This window comes from Mesorhizobium sp. WSM4837 (assembly GCF_055811435.1).
Map to the genome: position 1 here is coordinate 68,922 of NZ_JBVVQE010000017.1, position 21,353 is coordinate 90,274.

General features: G+C 62.8%; 26 protein-coding genes, 1 other RNA gene and 1 pseudogene. 17 read left to right on the plus strand and 11 right to left on the minus strand.

The window, feature by feature from the left end:
- Positions 1–12 precede the first annotated feature (12 nt).
- From trhA to AC0L3D_RS12530, 4 genes are all read left to right on the plus strand, one after another.
- Positions 13–705: a PAQR family membrane homeostasis protein TrhA gene (trhA, locus tag AC0L3D_RS12515; protein WP_473644508.1), complete on the plus strand. Its 693-nt coding sequence runs from the start codon at positions 13–15 to the stop codon at positions 703–705.
- A gap of 115 nt (positions 706–820) precedes the next feature.
- Positions 821–1,846 (plus strand): MotA/TolQ/ExbB proton channel family protein, encoded by a 1,026-nt coding sequence (locus AC0L3D_RS12520; protein WP_473628564.1) that lies wholly within the window; start codon positions 821–823, stop codon positions 1,844–1,846.
- A 1-nt stretch (position 1,847) separates the two neighbouring features.
- A complete protein-coding gene (locus AC0L3D_RS12525) occupies positions 1,848–2,879 on the plus strand; it encodes a peptidoglycan -binding protein (protein WP_473628565.1) in 1,032 nt (343 codons plus the stop codon).
- Positions 2,880–3,353: 474 nt separating this feature from the next.
- The gene (locus AC0L3D_RS12530; protein WP_473628567.1) at positions 3,354–3,533 is read left to right on the plus strand and encodes a hypothetical protein; all 180 of its coding nucleotides are present in this window, start codon (positions 3,354–3,356) and stop codon (positions 3,531–3,533) included.
- Positions 3,534–3,637: 104 nt separating this feature from the next.
- Here the strand turns inward: AC0L3D_RS12530 and AC0L3D_RS12535 are convergent.
- Positions 3,638–3,991: pseudogene (locus AC0L3D_RS12535) on the minus strand (DUF1304 domain-containing protein).
- Positions 3,992–4,179: 188 nt separating this feature from the next.
- Here AC0L3D_RS12535 and AC0L3D_RS12540 point away from each other — a divergent pair.
- Complete coding sequence (locus AC0L3D_RS12540; protein ID WP_473628570.1) at positions 4,180–5,667, plus strand: carboxypeptidase M32; 1,488 nt, start codon at positions 4,180–4,182, stop codon at positions 5,665–5,667.
- 136 nt (positions 5,668–5,803) lie between these two features.
- Here AC0L3D_RS12540 and AC0L3D_RS12545 read toward each other — a convergent pair whose 3' ends face one another.
- On the minus strand, positions 5,804–7,606 hold the full coding sequence (locus AC0L3D_RS12545) for an ABC transporter transmembrane domain-containing protein (protein ID WP_473644510.1): 1,803 nt from the start codon (positions 7,604–7,606) through the stop codon (positions 5,804–5,806).
- A 206-nt stretch (positions 7,607–7,812) separates the two neighbouring features.
- On the opposite strand from AC0L3D_RS12545, the gene rpmE reads away from it, so the two are divergent.
- A complete protein-coding gene (rpmE, locus tag AC0L3D_RS12550; RefSeq protein ID WP_473644512.1) occupies positions 7,813–8,034 on the plus strand; it encodes a 50S ribosomal protein L31 in 222 nt (73 codons plus the stop codon).
- A gap of 66 nt (positions 8,035–8,100) precedes the next feature.
- Here the strand turns inward: rpmE and AC0L3D_RS12555 are convergent, their stop codons facing one another.
- The gene (locus AC0L3D_RS12555; protein ID WP_473644514.1) at positions 8,101–8,742 is read right to left on the minus strand and encodes a TetR/AcrR family transcriptional regulator; all 642 of its coding nucleotides are present in this window, start codon (positions 8,740–8,742) and stop codon (positions 8,101–8,103) included.
- A gap of 112 nt (positions 8,743–8,854) precedes the next feature.
- Between AC0L3D_RS12555 and AC0L3D_RS12560 the strand changes: the two genes are divergently transcribed.
- Together AC0L3D_RS12560 and AC0L3D_RS12565 are read left to right on the plus strand one after the other, a co-directional pair.
- Entirely contained in the window at positions 8,855–9,688 is an 834-nt protein-coding gene (locus AC0L3D_RS12560) for a Rossmann-fold NAD(P)-binding domain-containing protein (RefSeq protein ID WP_473644516.1), read from the plus strand.
- Between the two features lies 1 nt (position 9,689).
- Positions 9,690–10,169: an anthrone oxygenase family protein gene (locus AC0L3D_RS12565; protein WP_473644518.1), complete on the plus strand. Its 480-nt coding sequence runs from the start codon at positions 9,690–9,692 to the stop codon at positions 10,167–10,169.
- A gap of 29 nt (positions 10,170–10,198) precedes the next feature.
- Here the strand turns inward: AC0L3D_RS12565 and AC0L3D_RS12570 are convergent, their stop codons facing one another.
- The 3 genes from AC0L3D_RS12570 to AC0L3D_RS12580 form a co-directional block, all read right to left on the minus strand.
- Complete coding sequence (locus AC0L3D_RS12570) at positions 10,199–10,525, minus strand: Rdx family protein (RefSeq protein ID WP_023800013.1); 327 nt, start codon at positions 10,523–10,525, stop codon at positions 10,199–10,201.
- A gap of 64 nt (positions 10,526–10,589) precedes the next feature.
- Positions 10,590–11,339: a YebC/PmpR family DNA-binding transcriptional regulator gene (locus AC0L3D_RS12575; RefSeq protein ID WP_023800014.1), complete on the minus strand. Its 750-nt coding sequence runs from the start codon at positions 11,337–11,339 to the stop codon at positions 10,590–10,592.
- A gap of 225 nt (positions 11,340–11,564) precedes the next feature.
- The gene (locus AC0L3D_RS12580; RefSeq protein WP_023800015.1) at positions 11,565–11,888 is read right to left on the minus strand and encodes an ArsR/SmtB family transcription factor; all 324 of its coding nucleotides are present in this window, start codon (positions 11,886–11,888) and stop codon (positions 11,565–11,567) included.
- 51 nt (positions 11,889–11,939) lie between these two features.
- Between AC0L3D_RS12580 and AC0L3D_RS12585 the strand changes: the two genes are divergently transcribed.
- From AC0L3D_RS12585 to AC0L3D_RS12595, 3 genes are read left to right on the plus strand one after another with little or no spacing between them, the layout of a single operon-like run.
- The gene (locus tag AC0L3D_RS12585) at positions 11,940–12,422 is read left to right on the plus strand and encodes an SRPBCC domain-containing protein (protein ID WP_287240334.1); all 483 of its coding nucleotides are present in this window, start codon (positions 11,940–11,942) and stop codon (positions 12,420–12,422) included.
- A 16-nt stretch (positions 12,423–12,438) separates the two neighbouring features.
- Positions 12,439–12,801 (plus strand): VOC family protein, encoded by a 363-nt coding sequence (locus AC0L3D_RS12590; protein WP_473644520.1) that lies wholly within the window; start codon positions 12,439–12,441, stop codon positions 12,799–12,801.
- Between the two features lie 27 nt (positions 12,802–12,828).
- Positions 12,829–13,296 carry an SRPBCC family protein gene (locus AC0L3D_RS12595; RefSeq protein ID WP_473644522.1) on the plus strand — a complete coding sequence of 156 codons (468 nt, stop codon included), beginning with the start codon at positions 12,829–12,831 and terminating at the stop codon, positions 13,294–13,296.
- A 275-nt stretch (positions 13,297–13,571) separates the two neighbouring features.
- Here the strand turns inward: AC0L3D_RS12595 and AC0L3D_RS12600 are convergent, their stop codons facing one another.
- The 4 genes from AC0L3D_RS12600 to ssrS form a co-directional block, all read right to left on the minus strand.
- A complete protein-coding gene (locus tag AC0L3D_RS12600; protein WP_031255296.1) occupies positions 13,572–14,339 on the minus strand; it encodes a TerC family protein in 768 nt (255 codons plus the stop codon).
- Positions 14,340–14,411: 72 nt separating this feature from the next.
- The gene (locus AC0L3D_RS12605; protein WP_473644524.1) at positions 14,412–15,236 is read right to left on the minus strand and encodes a TIGR00282 family metallophosphoesterase; all 825 of its coding nucleotides are present in this window, start codon (positions 15,234–15,236) and stop codon (positions 14,412–14,414) included.
- Positions 15,237–15,317: 81 nt separating this feature from the next.
- The gene (locus tag AC0L3D_RS12610) at positions 15,318–15,905 is read right to left on the minus strand and encodes a 5-formyltetrahydrofolate cyclo-ligase (protein WP_023800021.1); all 588 of its coding nucleotides are present in this window, start codon (positions 15,903–15,905) and stop codon (positions 15,318–15,320) included.
- A gap of 94 nt (positions 15,906–15,999) precedes the next feature.
- Positions 16,000–16,155, minus strand: a non-coding RNA gene (gene ssrS, locus AC0L3D_RS12615) — 6S RNA.
- 181 nt (positions 16,156–16,336) lie between these two features.
- Here ssrS and AC0L3D_RS12620 point away from each other — a divergent pair.
- From AC0L3D_RS12620 to msrB, 6 genes are all read left to right on the plus strand, one after another.
- The gene (locus AC0L3D_RS12620; RefSeq protein ID WP_023800022.1) at positions 16,337–17,176 is read left to right on the plus strand and encodes an AAA family ATPase; all 840 of its coding nucleotides are present in this window, start codon (positions 16,337–16,339) and stop codon (positions 17,174–17,176) included.
- A 168-nt stretch (positions 17,177–17,344) separates the two neighbouring features.
- The gene (locus tag AC0L3D_RS12625) at positions 17,345–17,791 is read left to right on the plus strand and encodes a GNAT family N-acetyltransferase (RefSeq protein WP_023800023.1); all 447 of its coding nucleotides are present in this window, start codon (positions 17,345–17,347) and stop codon (positions 17,789–17,791) included.
- A gap of 46 nt (positions 17,792–17,837) precedes the next feature.
- Positions 17,838–18,242: a type II toxin-antitoxin system HicB family antitoxin gene (locus AC0L3D_RS12630; RefSeq protein WP_473644526.1), complete on the plus strand. Its 405-nt coding sequence runs from the start codon at positions 17,838–17,840 to the stop codon at positions 18,240–18,242.
- A 10-nt stretch (positions 18,243–18,252) separates the two neighbouring features.
- Positions 18,253–19,443, plus strand: coding sequence for a vWA domain-containing protein (locus AC0L3D_RS12635; protein ID WP_473644528.1), 1,191 nt, complete (start codon positions 18,253–18,255; stop codon positions 19,441–19,443).
- A complete protein-coding gene (locus tag AC0L3D_RS12640; RefSeq protein ID WP_023800026.1) occupies positions 19,444–20,265 on the plus strand; it encodes an MBL fold metallo-hydrolase in 822 nt (273 codons plus the stop codon). It begins immediately after the preceding gene.
- Between the two features lie 108 nt (positions 20,266–20,373).
- Complete coding sequence (msrB, locus tag AC0L3D_RS12645; protein ID WP_023800027.1) at positions 20,374–20,778, plus strand: peptide-methionine (R)-S-oxide reductase MsrB; 405 nt, start codon at positions 20,374–20,376, stop codon at positions 20,776–20,778.
- A gap of 59 nt (positions 20,779–20,837) precedes the next feature.
- Here msrB and AC0L3D_RS12650 read toward each other — a convergent pair whose 3' ends face one another.
- Positions 20,838–21,182: a hypothetical protein gene (locus AC0L3D_RS12650; RefSeq protein ID WP_473644530.1), complete on the minus strand. Its 345-nt coding sequence runs from the start codon at positions 21,180–21,182 to the stop codon at positions 20,838–20,840.
- Positions 21,183–21,353 lie beyond the last annotated feature (171 nt).

The following is a 21,353-nucleotide window of genomic DNA, read 5'->3' on the forward strand; positions in this document are numbered from 1 at the left end:
GCAGGATCATTCATGACGCATATCGGCCCGAAATCCCAGATCGAAATCCCCTTCATGGGACGCTGGCACTATTCGCGCGCCGAAATGATCGCTGACGGTATCGTCCATGCGGTGGGCATCGTGCTCGCCATTGCTGCTGGCTCGACGCTGCTGGCGCTGGCTGCCTTCCATACCGGTCCGGGCGAATATATCGCAGCCGCTTTCTACGTGATTTCGCTGCTCACCGTGCTGTCGGTGTCGCTGGCCTATAATCTGTGGCCGGTGTCGTCGCCTGCCAAGTGGATATTGCGGCGCTTCGACCATGCCGCGATCTACCTGCTCATCGCCGCGACCTACACGCCTTTCCTCGCCCAGCTCGACGGCTCGCCGCTGGCCATCTCGATGATCGTCCTGGTCTGGGTCGCGGCAGCGATCGGCATCGCCATCAAAGTGCTTCTTCCCGGTCGCTTCGACCGGCTGGCGATCGTCTTCTATCTCGCCATCGGCTGGAGCAGCATCGTTCTGGTCGAGCCGCTCGTCGACACATTGCCGACGGCATCGATCGCGCTGATCGTCGCCGGCGGCATCGTCTATTCCTGCGGCGTCATCTTCTTCGCCTGGAAGGGCCTGCGCTTCCACAATGCGCTGTGGCACGGCTTTGTCGTCACCGGCGCCGGCCTGCATCTTGCCGCCATGGTCGACTGCCTGGTCATCAACCGACCCTAACGCAATGGTCCGCTTGGCAATATTGCCAAGCGCCATTCAATTTGGTCACAATTGCGTTTAGAGTCGCCGTCAAACGTGAATTCGCGGCGGCGGCGGCATCGGAAACGGGGCACGGATGGCTTTACTCAAATCCTTCGGCATGAGCAGGCGCTCCGACGTGCTGATGTACGATCCGCACAAATTGTCGAGCCCGCAGGTCTTTCTCCTGACCATGGTCATCTTCCTGATGATCGTCGCTTTCATCGCCGCCATCCTGACCCGTCAGATCTCGACAGCCTTTGCCACCAATCCCGGTCTCAACGGCCTGATCGTCGGCGTGCTTGCGGTCGGCATCCTGCTGGCCTTCGCGCAGGTCGGCCGGCTGTTTCGCGAAGTGCGCTGGGTCAACTCTTTTCGGGCCGGCTCCGAAACCACCGAACCGGTGCTGCTGGCGCCGATGAAGGCGATGATCGGCCGCTCGCCGACGATCGCCTTCTCGACCAGCTCAATGCGCACCATGCTCGATTCGATCGCCACCCGCCTCGACGAAAGCCGCGACACCTCGCGCTATCTTGTCGGGCTGCTGGTGTTCCTTGGTCTGCTTGGCACCTTCTGGGGCCTGCTCAACACGATCGGCTCGATCCGCGAAACCATCGATTCGCTCGATCCCGGCACTGGCGATGCCGCCGCCGTGCTCGAATCTCTGAAGGCCGGGCTTTCCGCGCCGCTGGCCGGCATGGGCACCGCCTTCTCGTCCTCCCTGTTCGGCCTGTCCGGTTCCCTGGTGCTCGGCTTCCTCGACCTGCAGGCTGGCCGCGCCCAGACACGCTTTTACACCGAGCTCGAAAACTGGCTGTCCTCGGTCACCGACCTGTCCTCCGACATCGTTGTCGCCGAACCGTCCAGGGCCGAGTCCTCCGACGAGATCCGCGTCCTGTCGGAAAGACTGCGCAGCATGCAAGAGAGCGGCGGTGGCGCCAATCCGCGTGTCGCCACCGCCATGGCCAACCTTGCCGACGGCATTTCGGGTCTGGTCAAGAACATGCGCTCGGAGCAGCAGATCATGCGCGACTGGGTCGAGGCCCAGTCGGACGAGCAGAAGGCGATGCGCAACACTCTGGAGAAGATCGCCGACGCCTTGAAGAAGACTGGAGTCCATTAGCATGGCTCTCGCCAGGAGCCGGCGTGCCGATCGCCGTATCGATTACTGGCCGGGCTTCGTCGACGCGCTGTCGACGTTGCTGCTCGCGATCATGTTCCTGCTTACCGTCTTCGTGCTGGCGCAGTTCCTGCTCGGCCGCGAAATCTCTGGCAAGGACACGGTGCTCAACCGCCTCAATTCGCAGATCAACGAACTGACCCAGCTTCTGGCGCTGGAGCGTTCGACAACGCAGGACAAGGAAGATTCGCTCGCCAATTTGCAGGCGTCGCTGTCGGCGTCGGAGGCGGAAAAGAGCCGGCTCGAGCAATTGCTGGCGCAAGGCACCGGTGCCGGCGACGCCGCCAACCAGCGGGCCACGGCGCTGTCGGGCGAACTCGACAACCAGCGCCAGATCAGCCAGCAGGCGCTGAGCCAGGTTGAAATCCTCAACCAGCAGATCTCGGCGTTGCGCAGGCAGATCGGAGCGCTCGAAGAAGCGCTCAACGTGTCGGAAGCGCGCGATCGCGAGTCCAACACCAAGATCGCCGATCTCGGCCGCCGCCTGAACGTCGCGTTGGCGCAACGTGTGCAGGAACTGAACCGCTACCGGTCCGACTTCTTCGGGCGCCTGCGCGAAATCCTCGCCGACCGGGAGAACATCCGCATCGTCGGCGACCGCTTCGTCTTCCAGTCGGAAGTGCTTTTCCCGACAGGCTCCGAAGTGATCAACGATGCCGGCAAGGACGAGATGAAGAAGCTCGCCGACGCCATCATCGACCTGCAGAAGGAGATCCCGCCGGAGATCAACTGGGTGCTGCGCGTCGACGGCCACACCGACGACAAGCCGCTGTCGGGCACCGGCCGCTACCGCGACAATTGGGAATTGTCGACGGCGCGCTCGACCTCGGTGGTGAAGTTCCTGATCGAGAACGGCGTGCCGGCCAACCGCCTGGTTGCCGCCGGCTTCGGCGAATTCCAGCCGCTCGACCCCGCCGACACCGAAGACGCGCGCAACAAGAACCGCCGCATCGAGCTGAAACTGACCGAGCGCTGATCGCCCCGGCTCCAGGCGGCGGCCGCATTTAGGGCGGCGATGCAGGCCAGCAAGGCCTGAAAAGATTACCTTTTTTTGATTGCACTTTGCCGAGGATCGCTCCTAGCTATGTCACGGGGCCGAGAACCGCCGGCGGTGGAAGCGTCCATCGCGACCCGACGGAACCGAGGGCCCACGGCCGGAAGGTGGTCCTCCCAATCGCCGCCTCCCCTGTAAAAGGAGACGCAACATGCGCTCTTTCACTCCCAGGACCCTCAGGACTGCAACGCTCGCCGCACTTCTCGTCACCGTTCCGTTTGCCGGCGCCGACGCCGGCCCGCATGAGGCAGCTTTGATCAACCAGATAGAGAGCGTGGATACCGGTATCCGAGGCGCCATGCAGGCGAACAGGATCAAGCTGGACGAAGCGCGTGGCTTGCGCACGCAGGTCGCTCAACTTGATCGGCCGCGCAGAGGGCCGCGCGAGATGGAACGATGCCGGCCACGCAGTATCATAAAATGCTGGCGCAGATCGATCATGTGAGCCAAAGGCTGCGGGCTGCCACCGGCAGCGCCTTCCTCATCGGCAGCGGTGGCGATGCGGGTACTATCCGAACGGCTACGGCCCAAACTATCCAAAAGGCTGAAATCATCCATTACAGCGCCGCACCTTGATCTTGCGCATGATCTGTTGATTTTGCGCAAGATCCGTTCCGCACCGAAGCCCCGGGCAGCAATCCGCACAGGGATTTTTCCAAAAATCGAGTCCGATTTCGGGGTTATGCGCCCAGCCAAACTGCGGTCAGAGCAACTGCAGCGGGCACGGTTTGGACGTAGAGGATTTTCCTGCCGACCGTCGCCGCGCCGTAGAGGCCGGCGATGGCGACGCAGAGCAGGAAAAACACCTTGATCTGGAAACCGGCCTCGCCGAGGTAAAGCCCCCAGATCAACCCGGCGGCGAGAAAGCCGTTTTAGAGCCCCTGGTTGGCCGCAAGCACTTTCGATGCGCTGGCGAATTCCGGCGTCAGCTTGAACGCCTTGTGGCCGCGCGGCGTGTCCCACAGCACCATCTCCAGATAGACGATGTAAAGGTGGATCAGCGCCACCAACCCGACCAGCACATTGGCGATCATGCTTCGTCTCCCCGATGCGACGCGCCGCCGCCTCGCGACATTGATCACGCACGCCACCGCTCCTGCAAGACCCATTGCGCTGTGCATCCTGGCCAGCAACCATGTGCCCATCGCCAACGGCCTTTCGGGGTTGCCAATATCAGCACATTGGTATCTTTTCCCGCCGTTCAAATTCAGCGGAACCCGCCATGTCCGTTCAAAAACTCGACGACCTCGGCCACAAGCTCGAAGCACTGGAGCATGCGCTCGCCATTCTCGGCGCCGACGAGGCGACCCACATGGCTGTCGGCGGCGGCGAAAAGCGTGCTGAGGCGATGTCGGCGCTGGCCGGCATGCATCACGCCAGAGCGACAGCGCCGGAGATCGCCGACTGGATCGCAGCGGCCGAACAGGAAACGCTGAACGAAGAACAGCAGGCAGCGGTCAAGGAATTCCGGCGGCAATACACCAACCTGACCTGCTTGCCGGTCGAATTCGTCGAGCGCCAAACCACCGCCCGGATGCGCTCCGAGCAGCTGTGGCGCGACTTGCGTGCAAAGAACGACTGGGCCGGGTTCTTGCCGGCGCTCGAAGGCGTCGTCGCGCTGGTGCGCGAGGAAGCAGCCCTTCGCGCCGACGTGCTCGGCCTTGATCCCTATGACGCGCTGATGGAGCAGTACGACCCCGGCAACCGCGCCGCCGACATCACGCCGGTCTTCGCCGAGTTGAAGACCTTTCTCAGGGATTTCGTGCCGGAGGCACTGGCCGTGCAGGAAAAGCGGCTGGCGAAACATCCGCTGAAGCCGCTTTCGGGCAGCTATGCGATCGAAAAGCAGCGCGAGCTTGGCCTCGCCATGATGGCGGCGGTCGGCTTCGATCTCACCCACGGCTCGCTGTCGGTATCGCATCATCCGTTCTGCGGCGGCGTGCCGAGCGACGTGCGCATCACCACCCGCTACAAGACCTCCGATTTCCTGTCGGCGCTGATGGGCGTGCTGCACGAGACCGGCCACGCGCTTTACGAACAGAACCTGCCGCAGGCGTGGGCGCACTGGCCGCTCGGCAAGGCGCGCGGCATGGCTGTGCATGAAAGCCAGAGCCTGTTCGTCGAGAAGCAGATCGGCCGCAACCCCGAATTCTGGCGCTGGGCGCTGCCGGTGGTCGAAAAGCACCTCGGCGAGGCGTGGTCGATCGAAGACATCCTGCCGCACGTACACCGGGTCGAGCGCGGCCTGATCCGCGTCGACGCCGACGAGGTGACCTATCCGCTGCACGTCATCCTGCGCTACGAGCTGGAGCAGGAGCTTGTCTCGGGGCGGCTGGAGGCCGCCAACCTGCCGGAGGCCTGGGACGCCAAGATGCGCGACTATCTCGGCCTGTCGACCATCGACAACCCGGCCGACGGGCCGATGCAGGACGTGCACTGGCCGGGTGCTGCGTTCGGCTATTTCCCGTCTTATACGCTGGGCGCGATGATGGCGGCGCAGCAATGGGCCGCCCTGACCAGAGATCATCCCTCCGCCGACGAAGACCTCGCCAAGGGAAATTTCGCGGCGATCAACGACTGGCGCCGGCAAAGGATCTGGTCGCAAGGCTCGCACTGGTCGACGCCCGAGCTGCTCGAGCGCGCCACCGGCGAGAAGCTCAACGCCACGCATTTCACCGAGCATTTGCGCAAGCGCTATGGGAGGTGCTGAAGGGCGCCTGACATATCTTCAAGCGCATCGAACGCGGCGGCACTTTCGTTACTGCCGGCCAGCGCCATTTTTGCAAAGACGAAGCCGTTTGGCAGGGTCGTCCTTCTGGCGGACTGGCAGCCGACTGACGTTACGACTACTCCGCGGCGCCCCTGAAAGCGTTCGCCCCGGTTTCGAATTGCAGCTTGGCCAGCCGCGCATAGATGCCGCCCTTGGCGACGAGGCTCTGGTGGGTGCCTTCCTCGACGATGCAGCCGCCATCCATGACCAGGATCCGGTCCGCCTTCAGCACCGTCGCCAGCCGGTGGGCGATGACGATCGTGGTGCGGTCCTGCATCAGCCGCTCCAGCGCCGTCTGCACCAGCGTCTCGCTTTCGGCGTCCAGTGCCGAGGTTGCCTCGTCGAGCAGCAGGATCGGCGCATCGCGCAGTATCGCGCGGGCAATCGCCACGCGCTGGCGCTGGCCGCCGGACAAGGTCACGCCGCGCTCGCCGACCTGGCTGTCATAGCCTTTCTCGAGTTTTAGGATGAACTCGTCGGCAAGCGCATCCCTGGCCGCCGCCTCGATCTCGGCCTGGCTGGCGTCCGGACGGCCGAAGCCGATATTGTCGCGCGCGCTGGCCGCGAAGATGGTGACGTCCTGCGGCACGATGGCGATTCGCTCTCGGATGGCGACGGGGTCGGCCTCGCGCACATTGACGCCGTCGATCATGATCTTGCCGGTCTCGGGGTCGTAGAAGCGCAAAAGCAGCGAAAAGACGGTGCTCTTGCCGGCACCCGACGGGCCGACGATCGCCACCGTCTCGCCGGGCTTGACCTGGAAACTCAGGCCGTGGACGGCAGCGCGGTCGGGCCCGGCCGGATAGGAGAAGGACACATCGTCGAAACTGATTGCGCCTCTGGCCGTCGCCGGCAGCAGTTTCGGATGCGCGGGGGCCTGGATCGCGGGCTTCTCGGCCAGGATCTCGGTCAGCCGTTCGGCAGCACCGGCGGCTTGAGAAAGCTCGCCCCACACTTCCGACAGCGCGCCAAGCGCGCCGGCGGCGAACACCGAATAGAGCAGGAACTGTCCGAGTGTGCCCGGCGACAGCGTGCCGTCGAGCACGTCGCGCGAACCGAACCACAGCACCGCCACCACCGAGGAAAAGATCATGAAGATGGCGAAGAAGGTGAGGAAGGAGCGGGCAAAGATCGAGGCCCGGGCCGCCGTGAAAGCCGCTTCCACGGCAGCTGAAAAATGCCCGGTGACCAACTTCTCATTGGTGAAGGCCTGCAGCGTGCGCACCGCGCCGATCTGCTCGCTGGCGTAGGCCGTGGCGTCTGCCAGCGTGTCCTGCGCCAGCCGCGATTTTCGCCGCACCGAGCGGCCGAAGGCGACCAGCGGCAGCACGATCACCGGAATGGCGGCGATGACGAGGCCCGACAGTTTCGGGCTGGTGAAGACCATCATCGCCACGGCGCCAAGCCCAAGAATGACATTGCGTAGCGCCACCGACGCGGTGGCACCGACTGCTGACTTGACCTGCGTCGTGTCGGCGGCTAGCCGCGAGACGATCTCGCCCGACTGGGCGGTGTCGAAAAAGGATGGCGACAGCGTCGTGACATGGCGGAACACGTCGCTGCGGATGTCGGCGACGACAAGCTCGCCCAGCGTGATGACGAAATAATAGCGGCTGGCCGACGCCGCGGCGAGCAAGGCAGCCATCACCACGAGCATGGCGAAATACTCGGCGATGAAACTGGAATCGGAGGCGGAAAAGCCATGGTCAATCATGCGCCGCACGGCCAGCGGCAGCGCCAGCGTCGTCGCCGCAGCAACGGTCAGCGAGACGACCGCGCCAATGACCATTTTCCGGTAGCGGGTGATGTAGGGGAACAGGCGCCGCAGCGGCTTGAGCGAGCGCCTACGCTCGTCTGCATCGCCGCTGGTGTGCGCCATGACCGTTTCCTCTGGCCGCCTTCTGGGCATGCGCCTCAATATGCGCTTACCGCGGCCTTGTGATTCAATTCCGGCTGATGTATAGGCTCGCCGACCGTTTTCAAAAGCCGTGGCTCCTCAATAGCTGCGGCTTCGAGTTTTAAAAAGGGGCGCATCGACGCAGGCTTTATGCCCGTCAGCGGCGCCGGCGAACCAGGAATAGCACAATGAAGACCGATATCCATCCCGACTACCACACCATCAAGGTCGTCATGACCGACGGCACCGAATACATGACCCGTTCGACCTGGGGCAACGAAGGCGATACGATGAACCTCGACATCGACCCGACCACCCATCCGGCCTGGACCGGCGGCCAGCAGACCCTGCTCGACCGCGGCGGCCGTCTGTCGAAGTTCAAGAAGCGTTTCGAAGGTTTTGGGCTGTAGGCCGCAAGCTTTTTTCGGATCGAAGAAACCCGCCCTCGTGGCGGGTTTTTTGTTGGAAATGCGGCTCTATTGGTCGACCAGTTCGCGCAGCGCCATCCGCTTGTAGGCGGCGACCAGGTCGTCGCCTTCCTTTCGACCGACCGAGATCGCCAGCCGCATGGTGGCCTCGCCCATCTGCCAGATGAGAAACGCCGTCGTTTCCAGCTCCGCCGGATCGGCGGTAGGCCGCAGCCGCTTCAGCACCGCGGTGAGGAATTCGGCGTTGGCCCGGCTGTCGGCGAGCTCGAGTTCGCGCAGCGCCTTGTCGGCCTGTGTGCCTGACCAGATGTCGCGCATCACCGGCTCGGCCAGGAACAGCCCGTAATAGATATCCACCAGCTCGGAAAATGCCCGCCGCAGCCCTTCGGCGTCGCTGACCTGTGCAAGCGCTGCCGCGATGCAGGCCTGGCTTTCGGCGGTGTGGCGTTCGGCCAGCGCCCAGATGATCGCCCGCTTGTCCGGGAAGAACTGGTAGAGCGAACCGATCGACACGCCGGCCCGTTCCGCAACTTCGCCCATGCGCATGGCATCGCTGCCTTGCTCGGCGATCAGCGCAGAGGCGGCGGCCAGCATCCGCTCGACCCGCTCGCGGCTGCGCTGCTGGCTGGGCGCCCGGCGCGGCGATGCGATCTGGCCATCCTGTGAACCCGCTACGCTCGAGCCTTCCATCACTGTCTCCTGGCGAATGATCAACAAACTGGCTTGACTCACAAAATACGAGGGTTTATCACGTTTTGCAAATGTGAGGATTACTCATATTTGTGAGCAAAGGAAAATCGCCATGATCGATCAAGCAGCAAAACCGATTTTGATCCTCGGCGGCACCGGCAAAACCGGCCGTCGTCTCGCGGACAGGCTGACGGCGCAGGGCATGCCGGTACGGATCGGCTCGCGCTCGGGCACCCCGCCCTTCGACTGGGAAGACGATACGACCTGGGAACCCGCGCTCGATGGTGTCGGTGCCGTCTACATCAGCTACTATCCCGATCTTGCGGTGCCCGGTGCGGCCGAAGCGGTCGGCGCCTTCGCCAACCTTGCGGTGGCAAGCGGTGTGCGCCGGCTGGTGCTGCTGTCGGGGCGCGGCGAAACCGAAGCGCAACGTGCCGAAGAGATGCTGAAAGCCTCAGGCGCCGACTGGACGATCCTGCGCTGCGCCTGGTTTTCCCAGAATTTCAGCGAGAGTTTTTTGCTCGATCCGCTGCTGGCCGGTGAGGTGGCCTTGCCGGTCGGCACTGTCGGAGAGCCTTTCGTCGACGCCGACGACATTGCCGACGCCGCCGTGAAAGTGCTTACCCGGCAAGGCCATGTCGGCCAGCTTTACGAGCTGACCGGGCCGCGTCTGCTGAGCTTCGCCGACGCGGTCGCCGAGATCGGCAAGGCGGCCGGCCGCGACATTCGGTTCAAACGGATTTCGCATGCCGAGTTCACTGCCGCGGTGGCCGGATACGAGTTGCCTGCCGAGTTCGCCTGGCTGCTCAACGAGCTGTTCACCGAAGTGCTCGACGGCCGCAACGAGTCGCTGACCGACGGCGTCGAGCGCGTGCTCGGCCGCGCCCCAAAGGACTTTTCCGCCTATGCAACCGAAACCGCTGGTACGGGCATATGGAGTGACTGACATGATCATGAAACTGCTTCCCAGCCTCACCTTCATCGCCGCGCTCGGCTCGGGCGTTGTCGCTGGTGTCTTCTTCGCCTTTTCCAGCTTCGTCATGCCGGGCCTCGCCCGCATGCCTGCCGCGGGCGGCATCGCCGCCATGAATTCGATCAACGTCACTGCGGTGACGCCGCTGTTCATGACCGCGCTTTTCGGCACCGGGCTGATCTGCCTCGTCCTCGTCGTCGGCGCTGTCATCGGCTCGGGCCAACCGGGCTCGTTGTGGCTTTTCGCCGGCGCCCTGATCTACCTCGTCGGCAACCTGATCGTGACGATGATCTTCAACGTGCCGCTCAACAACGCGCTGGCCGCCGTCGATCCGGCAAGCGCCAACAGCGCCGCCGTTTGGGCCACCTATCTCAGGGACTGGGTGATGTGGAACCACGTCCGTACCATCACCGCCATCGTCGCGCTGGCCTGCTTCATCGTGGCGTGGCGGTGAACGAGGGCAGAAATCTAAAAGACCTTGCGTCAGGCAGGGTCTTTTGACGGGGTATCTTTTGACTTGTCGCTCTTGCGGTCGGCATGGCCGAGATCGCGGTCCGGATCGATCACGTCGCGAACCAGTTGCTTGAGCCTTGCGGCATCGGGAAAGCCGCCGTCGCGCTTGCGGTCCCAGACCAGTGTCTCGTTGCAGGAAATGGTGAAGATGCCGCCGGTGCCGGGCACCAGCGTGACCTCGCCCAGATCCGTTGCGAAGGTCGACAGCAGCTCCTGCGCCATCCAGCCGGCCCGCAGCAGCCAGTGGCACTGCGCGCAATAGGTGATGCGGACCTGGGGCAACGGCTTTTCGGTCATGTCAGATTGAGCTCCGCTCATATGTCAAGTTGAGCTCCGCTCATATTCTCGGACTGAGCTGTGCTCATGCCGCGCTGAGCTTCGCCATGGTCTCGTCGTCGACCTCGAAATTGGCGTAGACGCTCTGCACGTCGTCATCGTCCTCGAGCGTGGCGACCAGCTTCATCAGCGACTGTGCCCGCTCCTCGTCGACCGCAATGTTGGTCTGCGGCTTCCAGATCGGCTTCACTGATTCAGCCTCGCCGAGCGCGCCTTCCAGCGCCTTCGACACCTCACCAAGATTCTCGAAGGCGCAATAGATCGTGTGGCCTTCCTCGTCCGACTGGACGTCGTCGGCCCCGGCCTCGATCGCCGCGTCCATGACCTTCTCCGCGCTGCCTACCGATGCCGGATAGAAGATTTCGCCGACACGGTCCCACATGAACGACACCGAGCCGGTTTCCCCCATCGCCCCGCCGGCCTTGGTGAAGGCGGCACGCACATTCGACGCCGAGCGGTTGCGGTTGTCGGTCAGCGCCTCGACGATGAGCGCAACGCCGCCTGGCCCGTAGCCTTCGTAACGCACAGCTTCGTAAGTCTCGGCGTCGCCCATCGACGCCTTGTTGATGGCGCGCTGGATGTTGTCTTTCGGCATCGACACCGCCTTGGCGTTCTGCACGGCAAGACGCAGGCGCGGGTTCATCGACGGGTCCGGCGTGCCGCTCTTGGCGGCGACGGTTATTTCGCGCGCCAGCTTGGAAAACATTTTCGACCGCACCGCGTCCTGGCGGCCCTTGCGGTGCATGATGTTCTTGAACTGTGAATGGCCAGCCATGGCACCCCTGTCGTCTTCTTGGCAGAGCATCCTGCAGCGAGGTAGTCACCTCGCCTTTGCCAAAATGCTCGAAGTCAAAATTTCAGAACGTCCCTGCTGCGTCCGGGTGGACGTACGGCGCTCTATCTCGGAATGGCCGGCTTATAGATAAATCGGCTCAATTCGTCCAGCCGCGCCGTAAGGATGGTGCGGCAAGGTAACCGCCAGCTGCTTTCCTGCGAACGCTCACTCCTCCAGATCGGATCTCAGCCGGTCGAGAATGCTGATCGCATGCGTGGCGTACTGGCTGATCCAGCGGTCGTGGATCTGCTTGATTGGCAGCGCATTGAGATGGTTCCAGCGTTCGCGCCCCTCGCGCCGCGCCACCACCAGGTCGGCTTCCTCCAGCACTTTCAGATGCAGCATGACGGTGCAGCGGTCCATGTCGGGAAAGGCATCGCACAGCATGCCGGTGGTCCGCGGCGCGTCCTTTAGCTCGTCGAGCAGCGCGCGCCGGCGCGGATGCGCCAGCGCCTTGAAAACATTGTCATCCTGCGCCTTGCTTGACATGTTATATTTTTATAACATAATATCGATCCGATCAAGGAAGGAGCTGTGGATATGTCTCTTGGATTCAGAGTTTCGGGCCGCATCGGCAAACCGGTTGCCGAAGTCTTCGATGCGATCGTCAATCCGAACAAGCTCAGCGGCTATTTCACTACCATCGGCGGCGCCAGTGCCCCGCTGGTGGCCGGCGCCAGGGTCATCTGGTGGGGCAAGGTCCCGGTCGAGGTCGACGAGGTGGAGAAAGACAACCGCATCGTGCTGCGCTGGGACGCCACCGACGCCGACGGCAAGCCGGCCTACAAGACGCGCATCGAGATGAATTTCGAGCCGCTGGACGACGGCGGCACCTTCGTCACCATCGCCGAGGCCGGCTGGCACGAGGACGCGGTCGGCCTGAAGAAGTCCTACCTCAATTGCGAGGGCTGGTCGCAGATGCTGGCCTGCATGAAGGCCTATGTCGAATACGGCATCAATTTGCGCGACGGCTACTATCGCAGCGAGATGAAGGGCGAGCCCGCCAATGAAGACAATATCTGAGAAGACGGAGGAAAGAATGGCTGCGAAAATCACCGGCGGCATCAACATCGCCATGAAAGTGCCGTCCCACCAACACCAGGCGACGATCGCTTTCTACCGTGATGTCGTCGGCCTAAAACCGTTTACGGCCAAGGCGCCGGCCATCGGTTTCGAGCTCGGCCCCAATCGCCTGTGGATCGACGAAGCGCCGATGCTGAGCCAGGCCGAGATCTGGCTGGAACTGTTCACCGACGATTTTCCGGCCGCCGCCGATCATCTCGCCAAAGCCGGTGTTGTGCGCTGCGACGCCATCGAGACGCTCGGCGAAGGTTTTCGTGGCGGCTGGATCACCAGTCCGGCCAACATCATTCACCTGGTGCGCGAACCCGACGCCTGGTGACGGAGACCGGTTCGGAAGGAGGACGAAATGGACATCCGTGAGACACCGACCGCCGAAGCCGGCATGCTGATCCGGCGGCCGGTCGCAGAAGTGTTCGAAGCCATCGTCGATCCGGCGATCACGACGAAGTTCTGGTTCACCCATGGCAGCGACAGGCTCGACAGCGGCAACGAGGTTCGCTGGGAATGGCGCATGTATGGCGTTTCGACGCCGGTCACGGTCAGCGAGATCGTCAGGAACGAAAAGATCGTCATGCAATGGAGCGATCCGCCGACCACGGTGGTCTGGACTTTTACCGAGATGCCGGGCGGCGCGACCTTTGTCGAGGTTCGCAATTTCGGTTTTGCCGGCAGCCCCGATGAGCAGGTCAAGCAGGTGATCGGCTCGACCGAGGGCTTCGCGCTGGTGCTCGCCGGCGCCAAGGCCTGGTTGGAGCAAGGCTTGACGCTTGGCCTGATCAGCGACCGTCATCCGAAGGGCGTGCCGACCGCTTAAGTCGCCGGGTGCCAAAAGCCATTCTGCAGCGATCCTTCCCACCCCCTCTGTCCTGCCGGACATCTCCCCCGCAAGGGGGAGATCGGATGTCGCTGAGGCTTTTCGCCAATCTCCAACGCTGCAGGACGAGCGGAGCGCTAAAGCTGCCAATCTCCCTCCTTGCGGGGTCGGCAGGACAGAGGGGGTGCTGTCCCTCCGACGTCTCAAGGTTCTGCATGGCCGCGACAATTGAGGCAGAGCTCAGGCCTTCGCGCCGTCGCTTCGCTCCGCCAACCTCAGTGCCCCGCGCCGGCCTTTGCCTTCCTCCGACGTCGCGCCAGCATGTTGAGGCCCTCGACAAGAGCGGAAAAGCCCATGGCGGCGTAGATGTAGCCCTTCGGCACATGGAAGCCCATGCCGTCGGCGATCAGCGTCATGCCGATCATCAGCAGGAAGCTCAGCGCCAGCATGACGATGCTGGGGTTCTTGGCGATGAAATTGGCGAGCGGTCCAGCCGCCAGCATCATCACGCTGACTGCCACGATCACGGCGATATACATGATGGCGATCTCGTCGGTCATGCCGACCGCGGTGATGATCGAATCGATCGAAAAGACGAGGTCGAGCAGCAGGATCTGGAAGATGGCGCCGGCCAGCGAAAGCTGCAGCGTCTCACCCATCATCGTGTCCTGGTGATCCTCGAGATCGACCGTGTGGTGGATCTCCTTGGTCGCCTTCCAGACGAGGAACAGGCCGCCGGCGATCAGGATCAGATCGCGCCAGGAAAACCCGTGGCCGAACGCGGTGAATACTGGCGCCGTCAACTGGACGATGATCGAGATGGTGGCAAGCAGCACCAGCCGCATGATCAGCGCCGCCGAAATACCAATTCGCCGGGCGCGGGCCCTCTGCGCCTCCGGCAATTTGTTGGTCAGGATCGAGATGAAAATCAGATTGTCGATGCCGAGCACCACCTCCAGCACAATCAGCGTCAGCAACGCTACCCATGCAGTCGGATCGGAGACAAAGGCGAAATGCGGCGCCAGGAATTCGATGAGCTGCATGGAGGTCGTCCCCTCTTACGATCTGAAGCAGGCGTGGCCGGCAATTAGGTACTACAATCGCTTACATCAATGTCATGACCAGAACGAGGGCGCGGTTTCTTCGAGCCGCGGCCCGCGGCGAAACGGCGCAATCCGCTCGGTCAGGCCGCTGCGATCCGAAATGTCGACGCCGACGCCGCACAATGTCGCCGGGCCGCTCGCCGCCTCGAAGCGCCCTTTCGGCACCTTCGACAGAAAGCGGTTGAGCGGCTCCTCCTTGTCCATGCCAAGCGAAGAATCATAGTCGCCGCACATGCCGGCGTCTGAGATATAGCCGGTGCCGCCGTTGAGGATATGGTGGTCGCCGGTCGGCTGATGCGTGTGAGTGCCGACAACCAGGCTGGCGCGGCCGTCGACGAAGTGCGCAAAGCACATTTTTTCAGAGGTCGCCTCGGCATGGAAATCGATGACCACCGCATCGACCTGTTCGCCAAGCGGGCAGGCGGCAAGCTCGCGCTCGCCGGCCTGAAACGGATCGTCGAGTTCAGGATGCATGAACACCCGGCCCATGATGTTGGCGACCAGAACGCGCGCGCCGTTCCTGGCGATGTAGACGCCCGAGCCCCGCCCCGGCGTGCCCTTGGGGAAATTGGACGGACGCAGAAAGCGTTCCTCGCGCGGCGCGAAAGCCAGCGCATCGCGCTGGTCCCAGACATGATTGCCGGTTGTGACGACGTCGGCGCCCGCCGAGATCGTCTCGCGAAAGATCTCTTCGGTAATGCCGAAGCCGCCGGCGGCGTTCTCGCCATTGACGATGACGAAGTCGAGTTTGAAATCCGAGATCAGGCCGGGCAGTTGTTCCCACACCGCCGTGCGTCCCGTCTTGCCGACCATATCGCCGAGGAAGAGAAGTCTCATCTAAACATGATCCCGAACCGAAGGTCAGCGAAGCAAAAAGCTGCATGACTTCCGGAAAAGACCATGCGTCCAGGAACTTATCTACAATTTCGGCGCGAACCGGCGCAACCCGCTCTCGGTGAGTATTTCCGGAATGGTCACGTCATGCGGCTCGTCCGGCACCAGCGCCACCTGCTGGCAGTCGAAAGCAATGCCGATCAGCCGCGGCGGCTGCCCCTTGTCGACCAGCCGCGCGATGGCACGGTCGTAATAGCCGGCGCCATAGCCGATGCGGTGGCCGCGCGCGTCGAAAGCCGCGAGCGGCACCAGCATCACCTGGGGATCGAGCACCTCGGCCTCCTCATGCGGCCCGACGGTGCCGAACCCCATGTCGATCATCGGCGCGCCGCGCACCAGTTCGCGAAAGACGATGGTGGTCTTGTCGAGAATCGCCGGCAGGCAAAGCCGTGCCCCTTTTTCGCGCAAGGCGAACATCAGCGGCCGGACGTCGACTTCCGAGCGCATCGGCCAGAAGCCGGAGACGATCTGGCCCGGCTCCATCGCAATGCTGTCCCGCGCCGTCTCGGCCATTTCGAGCGCTGCCTCCACCCGCCAGAACGGATCGAGCGCGTCGCGGCGCCCGAGTGCTTCGCGTCGCAACTGTCTTTTCAGGTCTTTCGAGGATGTCATGCGCCGACGATAGAAAAGGTCAGATTTGGATGGAGTTTTAGGAGCGACGTTTTCCACCGCATGATCCACCGAAGCGTGGATCCTTTGCGTCGAGTGACGATCCACACAACCGGTGGAGAGAGCGATCCCGGGAACCTACAAAGTAGGTGGGCGCCGTATGAGAAAACCCACGGGTCTTCCCAGGGACAGCTCCCTAGGGATCATTAAGGCCCCGGGGAAAATGTTCTCCTGCCGGGAAGCGCAGACCGTCACGCCCAATATAGGCCGATGGCCGGCGAAGCGCCAGAGAGACGGCCATGCTCCGTGGCTTAATTCGTCACAAACCCCTGCCTGGGAGTTTCCTGGCACAAGGCTTCACCGCGCCCTCGCCGCTGCGCCTTGCATGGGCCGGGCTGCCTCCTTACGGTTGCCATGAAAACCGAGGAGCAAAAATGCGTTTCGAAGGCACGGCGGCCTATGTCGCCGACAAGGATCTGATGGTGGCGGTCAATGCGGCGATCGCGCTGGAGCGGCCATTGCTGGTCAAGGGCGAGCCCGGCACCGGCAAGACGGAACTGGCCAGACAAGTGGCGGCCGCGCTCGGCCTCGAGCTGATCGAATGGCACGTCAAGTCGACGACGAGGGCGCAGCAGGGGCTCTACGAGTATGACGCCGTGTCGCGGCTGCGCGACAGCCAACTCGGCGACGAGCGCTTCAACGACATCAGCAATTATATCAAGCGTGGCAAGCTGTGGGATGCCTTCGCGACGGCCAAGAAGGTCGTGCTTCTGATCGATGAGATCGACAAGGCCGACATCGAATTCCCCAACGATTTGCTGCAGGAACTCGATCGAATGGAGTTCTTCGTCTACGAGACCGGCGAAACGATCCGCGCTGCCGTGCGCCCGATCGTCATCATCACCTCCAACAACGAGAAGGAACTGCCGGACGCCTTCCTGCGCCGCTGCTTCTTCCACTATATCCGCTTTCCCGATTTCGAGACGCTGCATCGGATCGTCGACGTGCACTATCCCGGCATCAAGCAGAACCTGGTGCGCGCCGCGCTCACCCAGTTCTACGAGATCCGCGACGTGCCGGGCCTGAAGAAGAAGCCGTCGACCTCCGAGGCACTGGACTGGATCCGCCTGCTCGTGACCGACGATATCGCGCCCGAGGATTTGCGCGCCGACCCGAAAAACGCACTGCCCAAGCTGCACGGCGCGCTGTTGAAGAACGAACAGGACGTGCATCTGTTCGAGCGGCTGGCCTTCATGGCGAGAAGGCAGGGGTGAGGAGCGGTCGGCCGACGAAAAGCCGACGATTTGGCTTTTCGAGCGACGAACGCCCGAAGCCATAGCGGATGGCCGGGCATGCGGCGGACAGCGCTTTCCCGTTGCTGGACCGTTGCCGCCGTCCGGGCACCGGGGCAGCCTAGGCCCGAAGCTTCAGAAGGAAATGAAATGACCGAGATCACCGTCCGCCCACTGGCACAATCCGACCACGCCGACTGGCAGCGTCTGTGGACTGCCTACCTCACCTTCTACAAAACCGAGCTGCCGGAAGACGTCTACGCCGTCACCTGGAAGCGGCTGTTCACGGCGGGTGAGTTTGAACCAAAAGGGTTCATCGCCACGCTCGGCGGTAAGGCGGTCGGCCTGACGCACTATCTCTACCATCGCTCCTGCTGGTCCGAAAAAAACAACTGCTATCTGCAGGACCTTTTCGCCGACCCGGACGTGCGCGGCAAAGGCGTCGGCGCCGCCCTGATCGAAGCAGTCAAGCAGGAAGCCGGCAAGATCGGCGTCAAGAACGTCTACTGGATGACGCACGAGACCAACACCACCGCGCGCAAGCTCTACGACCACGTGGCGCGCAGGACCGGCTTCATCGAATATGATCTGATGTGATGAACGGTCGATCGCCCGGCTTGCCGGATGGATTTAAGGAGGAATGATGACGCACTATGTCGGAATTCTTGACGGCGCACATGATGTCTGGGGAGTGCGGGTCCCCGATCTTCCCGGATGTCACGGCGGTGGCGCAAGTCCCGAGGAGGCGATAGCCGACGCGACCTCCGCCGTTCGCGAATGGGCTGAGGCACGAAGGGCGAAGCACTTGCCCTTGCCCGACACACGCACGGTGGCAGATCTGCTCCGACTGGGCGAAATCGATAGCGCCGCCGGAGAATCTGCCGTGATGATCCCCGTGCTGATCGATTCCGGACGGCCTGTCCGAGCCAATCTGTCGCTCGACGCAGGTCTCTTGGCGGCAATCGATGCCGAAGCGAGCCGACGCGGCCTCACGCGTTCCGCCTTCATCGCCAGCGCCGCTCGCGAGAAGATCGAAGGGCACAGATAGAAGTCGGACGATGTTCATCCCCTTCTTCCTCGAACTGAAGGCTGCGCGGGTTCCGGTTTCGCTCCGGGAATATCTGTCGCTGCTGGAAGGGCTGGAGGCGGGGCTGGTCGACTATGACGTCGAGGGTTTTTACTATCTCGCCCGCTCGGCACTGGTGAAGGACGAGCGCCACATCGACCGTTTTGACCAGGTCTTTTCGCACATCTTTATGGGTGTCGAAGCGCTGGCTGGCGAAAATCCGGTCGACGTCGAGAACATTCCGGAGGAATGGCTGCGGCGGCTTGCCGAAAAGCACCTGACCGATGAGGAGAAAAAGCTGGTCGAGGCGCTGGGCGGTTTCGAAAAGCTGATGGAAACGCTCAAAAAGCGGCTGGAGGAACAGAAGGGCCGCCACCAGGGCGGGTCGAAATGGATCGGCACCGGCGGCACCTCACCCTTCGGCGCCTATGGCTACAATCCCGAAGGCGTTCGCATCGGCCAGCATGAGAGCCGCAACCGCCGTGCGGTGAAAGTCTGGGACAAGCGTGAGTTCAGGAATTTCGACGATGCCGTCGAGCTCGGCACCCGCAACATCAAGATCGCGCTGAAGCGCTTGCGTCGCTGGGTGCGCGAAGGCGCCGAGGAAGAGTTCGACCTGCCCGGCACCATCCACGCCACGGCCGAGCACGGCTATCTCGACGTGCAGACACGGCCCGAGCGGCGCAACGCCGTGAAGCTGCTGATGTTCTTCGATGTCGGCGGCTCGATGGACGATCACATCAGAAGCGTCGAGGAGCTGTTTTCGGCCGCCCGCGCCGAATTCCGCCAGCTCGAATATTTTTACTTCCACAACTGCCTCTACGAAGGTGTGTGGAAGGACAATCGGCGCCGCCATGCGGAGGTGATTCCGACCTTCGATCTCCTCCACAAATACGGTCCGGACTACAAGGTGATCGTCGTCGGCGATGCCTCGATGAGCCCCTATGAGATCGCGCATCCCGGCGGCTCGGTCGAGCACTGGAATCCGGAGGCCGGCGTCGTCTGGCTCAGCCGTCTGCTGCAGCAATGGCCGAACGCGGTATGGCTCAACCCCGAAAGCGAAAAGCACTGGGGTTTTACCCCTTCGATCGCCATGATCCGCGACATCTTCGGCGGCCGCATGTTTCCGCTGACGCTCGCCGGACTCGAGGCCGCGACGAAGCAGCTTTCAAGGAAGCACTGAATGGATTTACGCAAAACAGGACGTCCGACCTGTTTCCTCTGCCTGCAATGTGGCGTCCAGTTCGCGGCGGCAGCCGCGCCGCCGCAACGTTGCCCGATCTGCGAGGACGAGCGGCAATATGTGCGCTGGGAGGGCCAGGCCTGGATCACGCCGCAAGAGCTCGCCGCCGGGCATCGGATCGTGATGAAGGACGACGCCGGCGTGCTCGCCTTCGGCATCGAGCCGCGCTTCGCCATCGGTCAGCGGGCGCTGCTGGCACAGACGCCGCACGGCAATGTGCTGTGGGACTGCATCTCTATGGTCAGCGACGAGGCGGTGGCCGAAATCAACCGCCGCGGCGGCCTCATCGCGATCGCCATTTCGCACTGCCATTATTATTCGGCGATGGTCGAGTGGAGCGAGGCGTTTGGCGGCGTGCCGATTTATCTGCATGCCGATGACCGCAAGTGGATCATGCGGCCGCATCCGGCTGTTGTCAGTTGGCAGGGCGAGACGCGCGCCCTGAACCCCTCGCTGACACTTATCCGTTGCGGCGGTCACTTTGCCGGCGGCCAGGTGCTGCACTGGAAGCGCGACGGCGGCGACGCCATCCTGGCCGGCGACATCCTGCAGGTGACGCCAACCCGCCGCCATGTCAGCTTCATGTACAGCTACCCGAACTACATCCCGCTCAATGCGGCGAAGGTACTCCGCATCGCGTCGGCACTGGAGCCTTTCGCGTTCGACCATATCTATGGCGCATGGTGGAACCAGAACGTCATCGGCGATGCAAAGACGGGATTTGCAAGGTCTGTTGCGCGGTATCTCGCAGCGATCGCCTAAGGAATTCTTCGCGGCAGGACTGGAAATATCGGCAAACGCCGTAACAAAAGCCTATTTTAGGCGAACTTGGGAAGCAGCCCAATAGCGGCATGAGCTAAGAGGCATAAAATGGATAGTCACATCTACCCTGTCACCCGCACTGATGCCGAATGGCGCGCCCGGCTGACGCCGGAGCAATATGCGGTGATGCGCAACCACAGCACCGAGCGGCCGGGCAGCTGCGCCCTGCTCCACGAGAAGCGCGCCGGCACATTTTTCTGCGCCGGCTGCGACCAGCCCTTGTTCGAATCCAAGCTGAAGTTCGAGAGTGGCACCGGCTGGCCAAGCTTCAACGATCCGGTGCCCGGTTCGGTCGAGACGACCGTCGACCGCAGCTACGGCATGGTCCGCACCGAATGCCACTGCGCCCGCTGCGGCAGCCATCTCGGCCACGTCTTCGAGGACGGCCCGCCGCCGACCGGCCTACGCTATTGCATCAACGGGGTCGCGCTGAAATTCGAGCCGGCCGCCTGACTGGAATTCAACGTTGTCAAAGGACGGCTTCCGCCGGCCTTTGACGGCAGCACTGCCCGTCAGATCACCACCACCAGTAACAGCCACAGCACGGCCCCCAGCGTCATCAGCGAAGCCTTGACGCCGCCGGTTTTCTCGGCGGTCCGCCACACCGCAAAAGTCAGGAAGAAATTGTACGGCACCGGCGCGAAATGCACCGCCAGAACGAGAGCGAGCGGCAGCTTCAGCCCGAGCAGGATCAGCGCCAGCACCGACACGGCGATGTTGATCGCCGTGCCGACAAGGACAAGATCGCGCCAGAACAGCCGGTCTAGCGGGGCCGTGCCTTGCCAGCGCGAGCGGAAGAAACCCGCCGCACGGCCTGACTTGCCGTCTTCGCCTTCGAAAGTCTCCGGCGCACTCATCGATACGGCTTTCTCTCATTCGACAGCCGCAGAGATTTCCAAAGCAGCAAGCCTGTCAACGCAAATCGATCATCGGCACGCAAGCGTATGATTTGACAAATTGTCATCAAACGGTCGTGAAACCTTTCTACGTCGCCCTTGTCGGCGTCTCGGCAAAGACACCTTGCCGGA

Bases quoted from the DNA above. Each gene is read 5' to 3' on its own strand.
- AC0L3D_RS12560 (WP_473644516.1), top strand. From the start codon at position 8,855: ATGATCGATCAAGCAGCAAAACCGATTTTGATCCTCGGCGGCACCGGC.
- AC0L3D_RS12590 (WP_473644520.1), top strand. From the start codon at position 12,439: ATGGCTGCGAAAATCACCGGCGGCATCAACATCGCCATGAAAGTGCCG.
- AC0L3D_RS12595 (WP_473644522.1), top strand. From the start codon at position 12,829: ATGGACATCCGTGAGACACCGACCGCCGAAGCCGGCATGCTGATCCGG.
- AC0L3D_RS12540 (WP_473628570.1), top strand. From the start codon at position 4,180: ATGTCCGTTCAAAAACTCGACGACCTCGGCCACAAGCTCGAAGCACTG.
- AC0L3D_RS12625 (WP_023800023.1), top strand. From the start codon at position 17,345: ATGACCGAGATCACCGTCCGCCCACTGGCACAATCCGACCACGCCGAC.
- AC0L3D_RS12545 (WP_473644510.1), bottom strand. From the start codon at position 7,606: ATGGCGCACACCAGCGGCGATGCAGACGAGCGTAGGCGCTCGCTCAAG.
- AC0L3D_RS12555 (WP_473644514.1), bottom strand. From the start codon at position 8,742: ATGGAAGGCTCGAGCGTAGCGGGTTCACAGGATGGCCAGATCGCATCG.
- AC0L3D_RS12640 (WP_023800026.1), top strand. From the start codon at position 19,444: ATGGATTTACGCAAAACAGGACGTCCGACCTGTTTCCTCTGCCTGCAA.
- trhA (WP_473644508.1), top strand. From the start codon at position 13: ATGACGCATATCGGCCCGAAATCCCAGATCGAAATCCCCTTCATGGGA.
- AC0L3D_RS12610 (WP_023800021.1), bottom strand. From the start codon at position 15,905: ATGACATCCTCGAAAGACCTGAAAAGACAGTTGCGACGCGAAGCACTC.
- AC0L3D_RS12525 (WP_473628565.1), top strand. From the start codon at position 1,848: ATGGCTCTCGCCAGGAGCCGGCGTGCCGATCGCCGTATCGATTACTGG.
- AC0L3D_RS12605 (WP_473644524.1), bottom strand. From the start codon at position 15,236: ATGAGACTTCTCTTCCTCGGCGATATGGTCGGCAAGACGGGACGCACG.
- AC0L3D_RS12585 (WP_287240334.1), top strand. From the start codon at position 11,940: ATGTCTCTTGGATTCAGAGTTTCGGGCCGCATCGGCAAACCGGTTGCC.
- AC0L3D_RS12600 (WP_031255296.1), bottom strand. From the start codon at position 14,339: ATGCAGCTCATCGAATTCCTGGCGCCGCATTTCGCCTTTGTCTCCGAT.
- AC0L3D_RS12520 (WP_473628564.1), top strand. From the start codon at position 821: ATGGCTTTACTCAAATCCTTCGGCATGAGCAGGCGCTCCGACGTGCTG.
- AC0L3D_RS12630 (WP_473644526.1), top strand. From the start codon at position 17,838: ATGACGCACTATGTCGGAATTCTTGACGGCGCACATGATGTCTGGGGA.
- AC0L3D_RS12650 (WP_473644530.1), bottom strand. From the start codon at position 21,182: ATGAGTGCGCCGGAGACTTTCGAAGGCGAAGACGGCAAGTCAGGCCGT.
- AC0L3D_RS12530 (WP_473628567.1), top strand. From the start codon at position 3,354: ATGCCGGCCACGCAGTATCATAAAATGCTGGCGCAGATCGATCATGTG.
- AC0L3D_RS12575 (WP_023800014.1), bottom strand. From the start codon at position 11,339: ATGGCTGGCCATTCACAGTTCAAGAACATCATGCACCGCAAGGGCCGC.
- AC0L3D_RS12635 (WP_473644528.1), top strand. From the start codon at position 18,253: ATGTTCATCCCCTTCTTCCTCGAACTGAAGGCTGCGCGGGTTCCGGTT.
- AC0L3D_RS12565 (WP_473644518.1), top strand. From the start codon at position 9,690: ATGATCATGAAACTGCTTCCCAGCCTCACCTTCATCGCCGCGCTCGGC.
- msrB (WP_023800027.1), top strand. From the start codon at position 20,374: ATGGATAGTCACATCTACCCTGTCACCCGCACTGATGCCGAATGGCGC.
- AC0L3D_RS12570 (WP_023800013.1), bottom strand. From the start codon at position 10,525: ATGACCGAAAAGCCGTTGCCCCAGGTCCGCATCACCTATTGCGCGCAG.
- rpmE (WP_473644512.1), top strand. From the start codon at position 7,813: ATGAAGACCGATATCCATCCCGACTACCACACCATCAAGGTCGTCATG.
- AC0L3D_RS12580 (WP_023800015.1), bottom strand. From the start codon at position 11,888: ATGTCAAGCAAGGCGCAGGATGACAATGTTTTCAAGGCGCTGGCGCAT.
- AC0L3D_RS12620 (WP_023800022.1), top strand. From the start codon at position 16,337: ATGCGTTTCGAAGGCACGGCGGCCTATGTCGCCGACAAGGATCTGATG.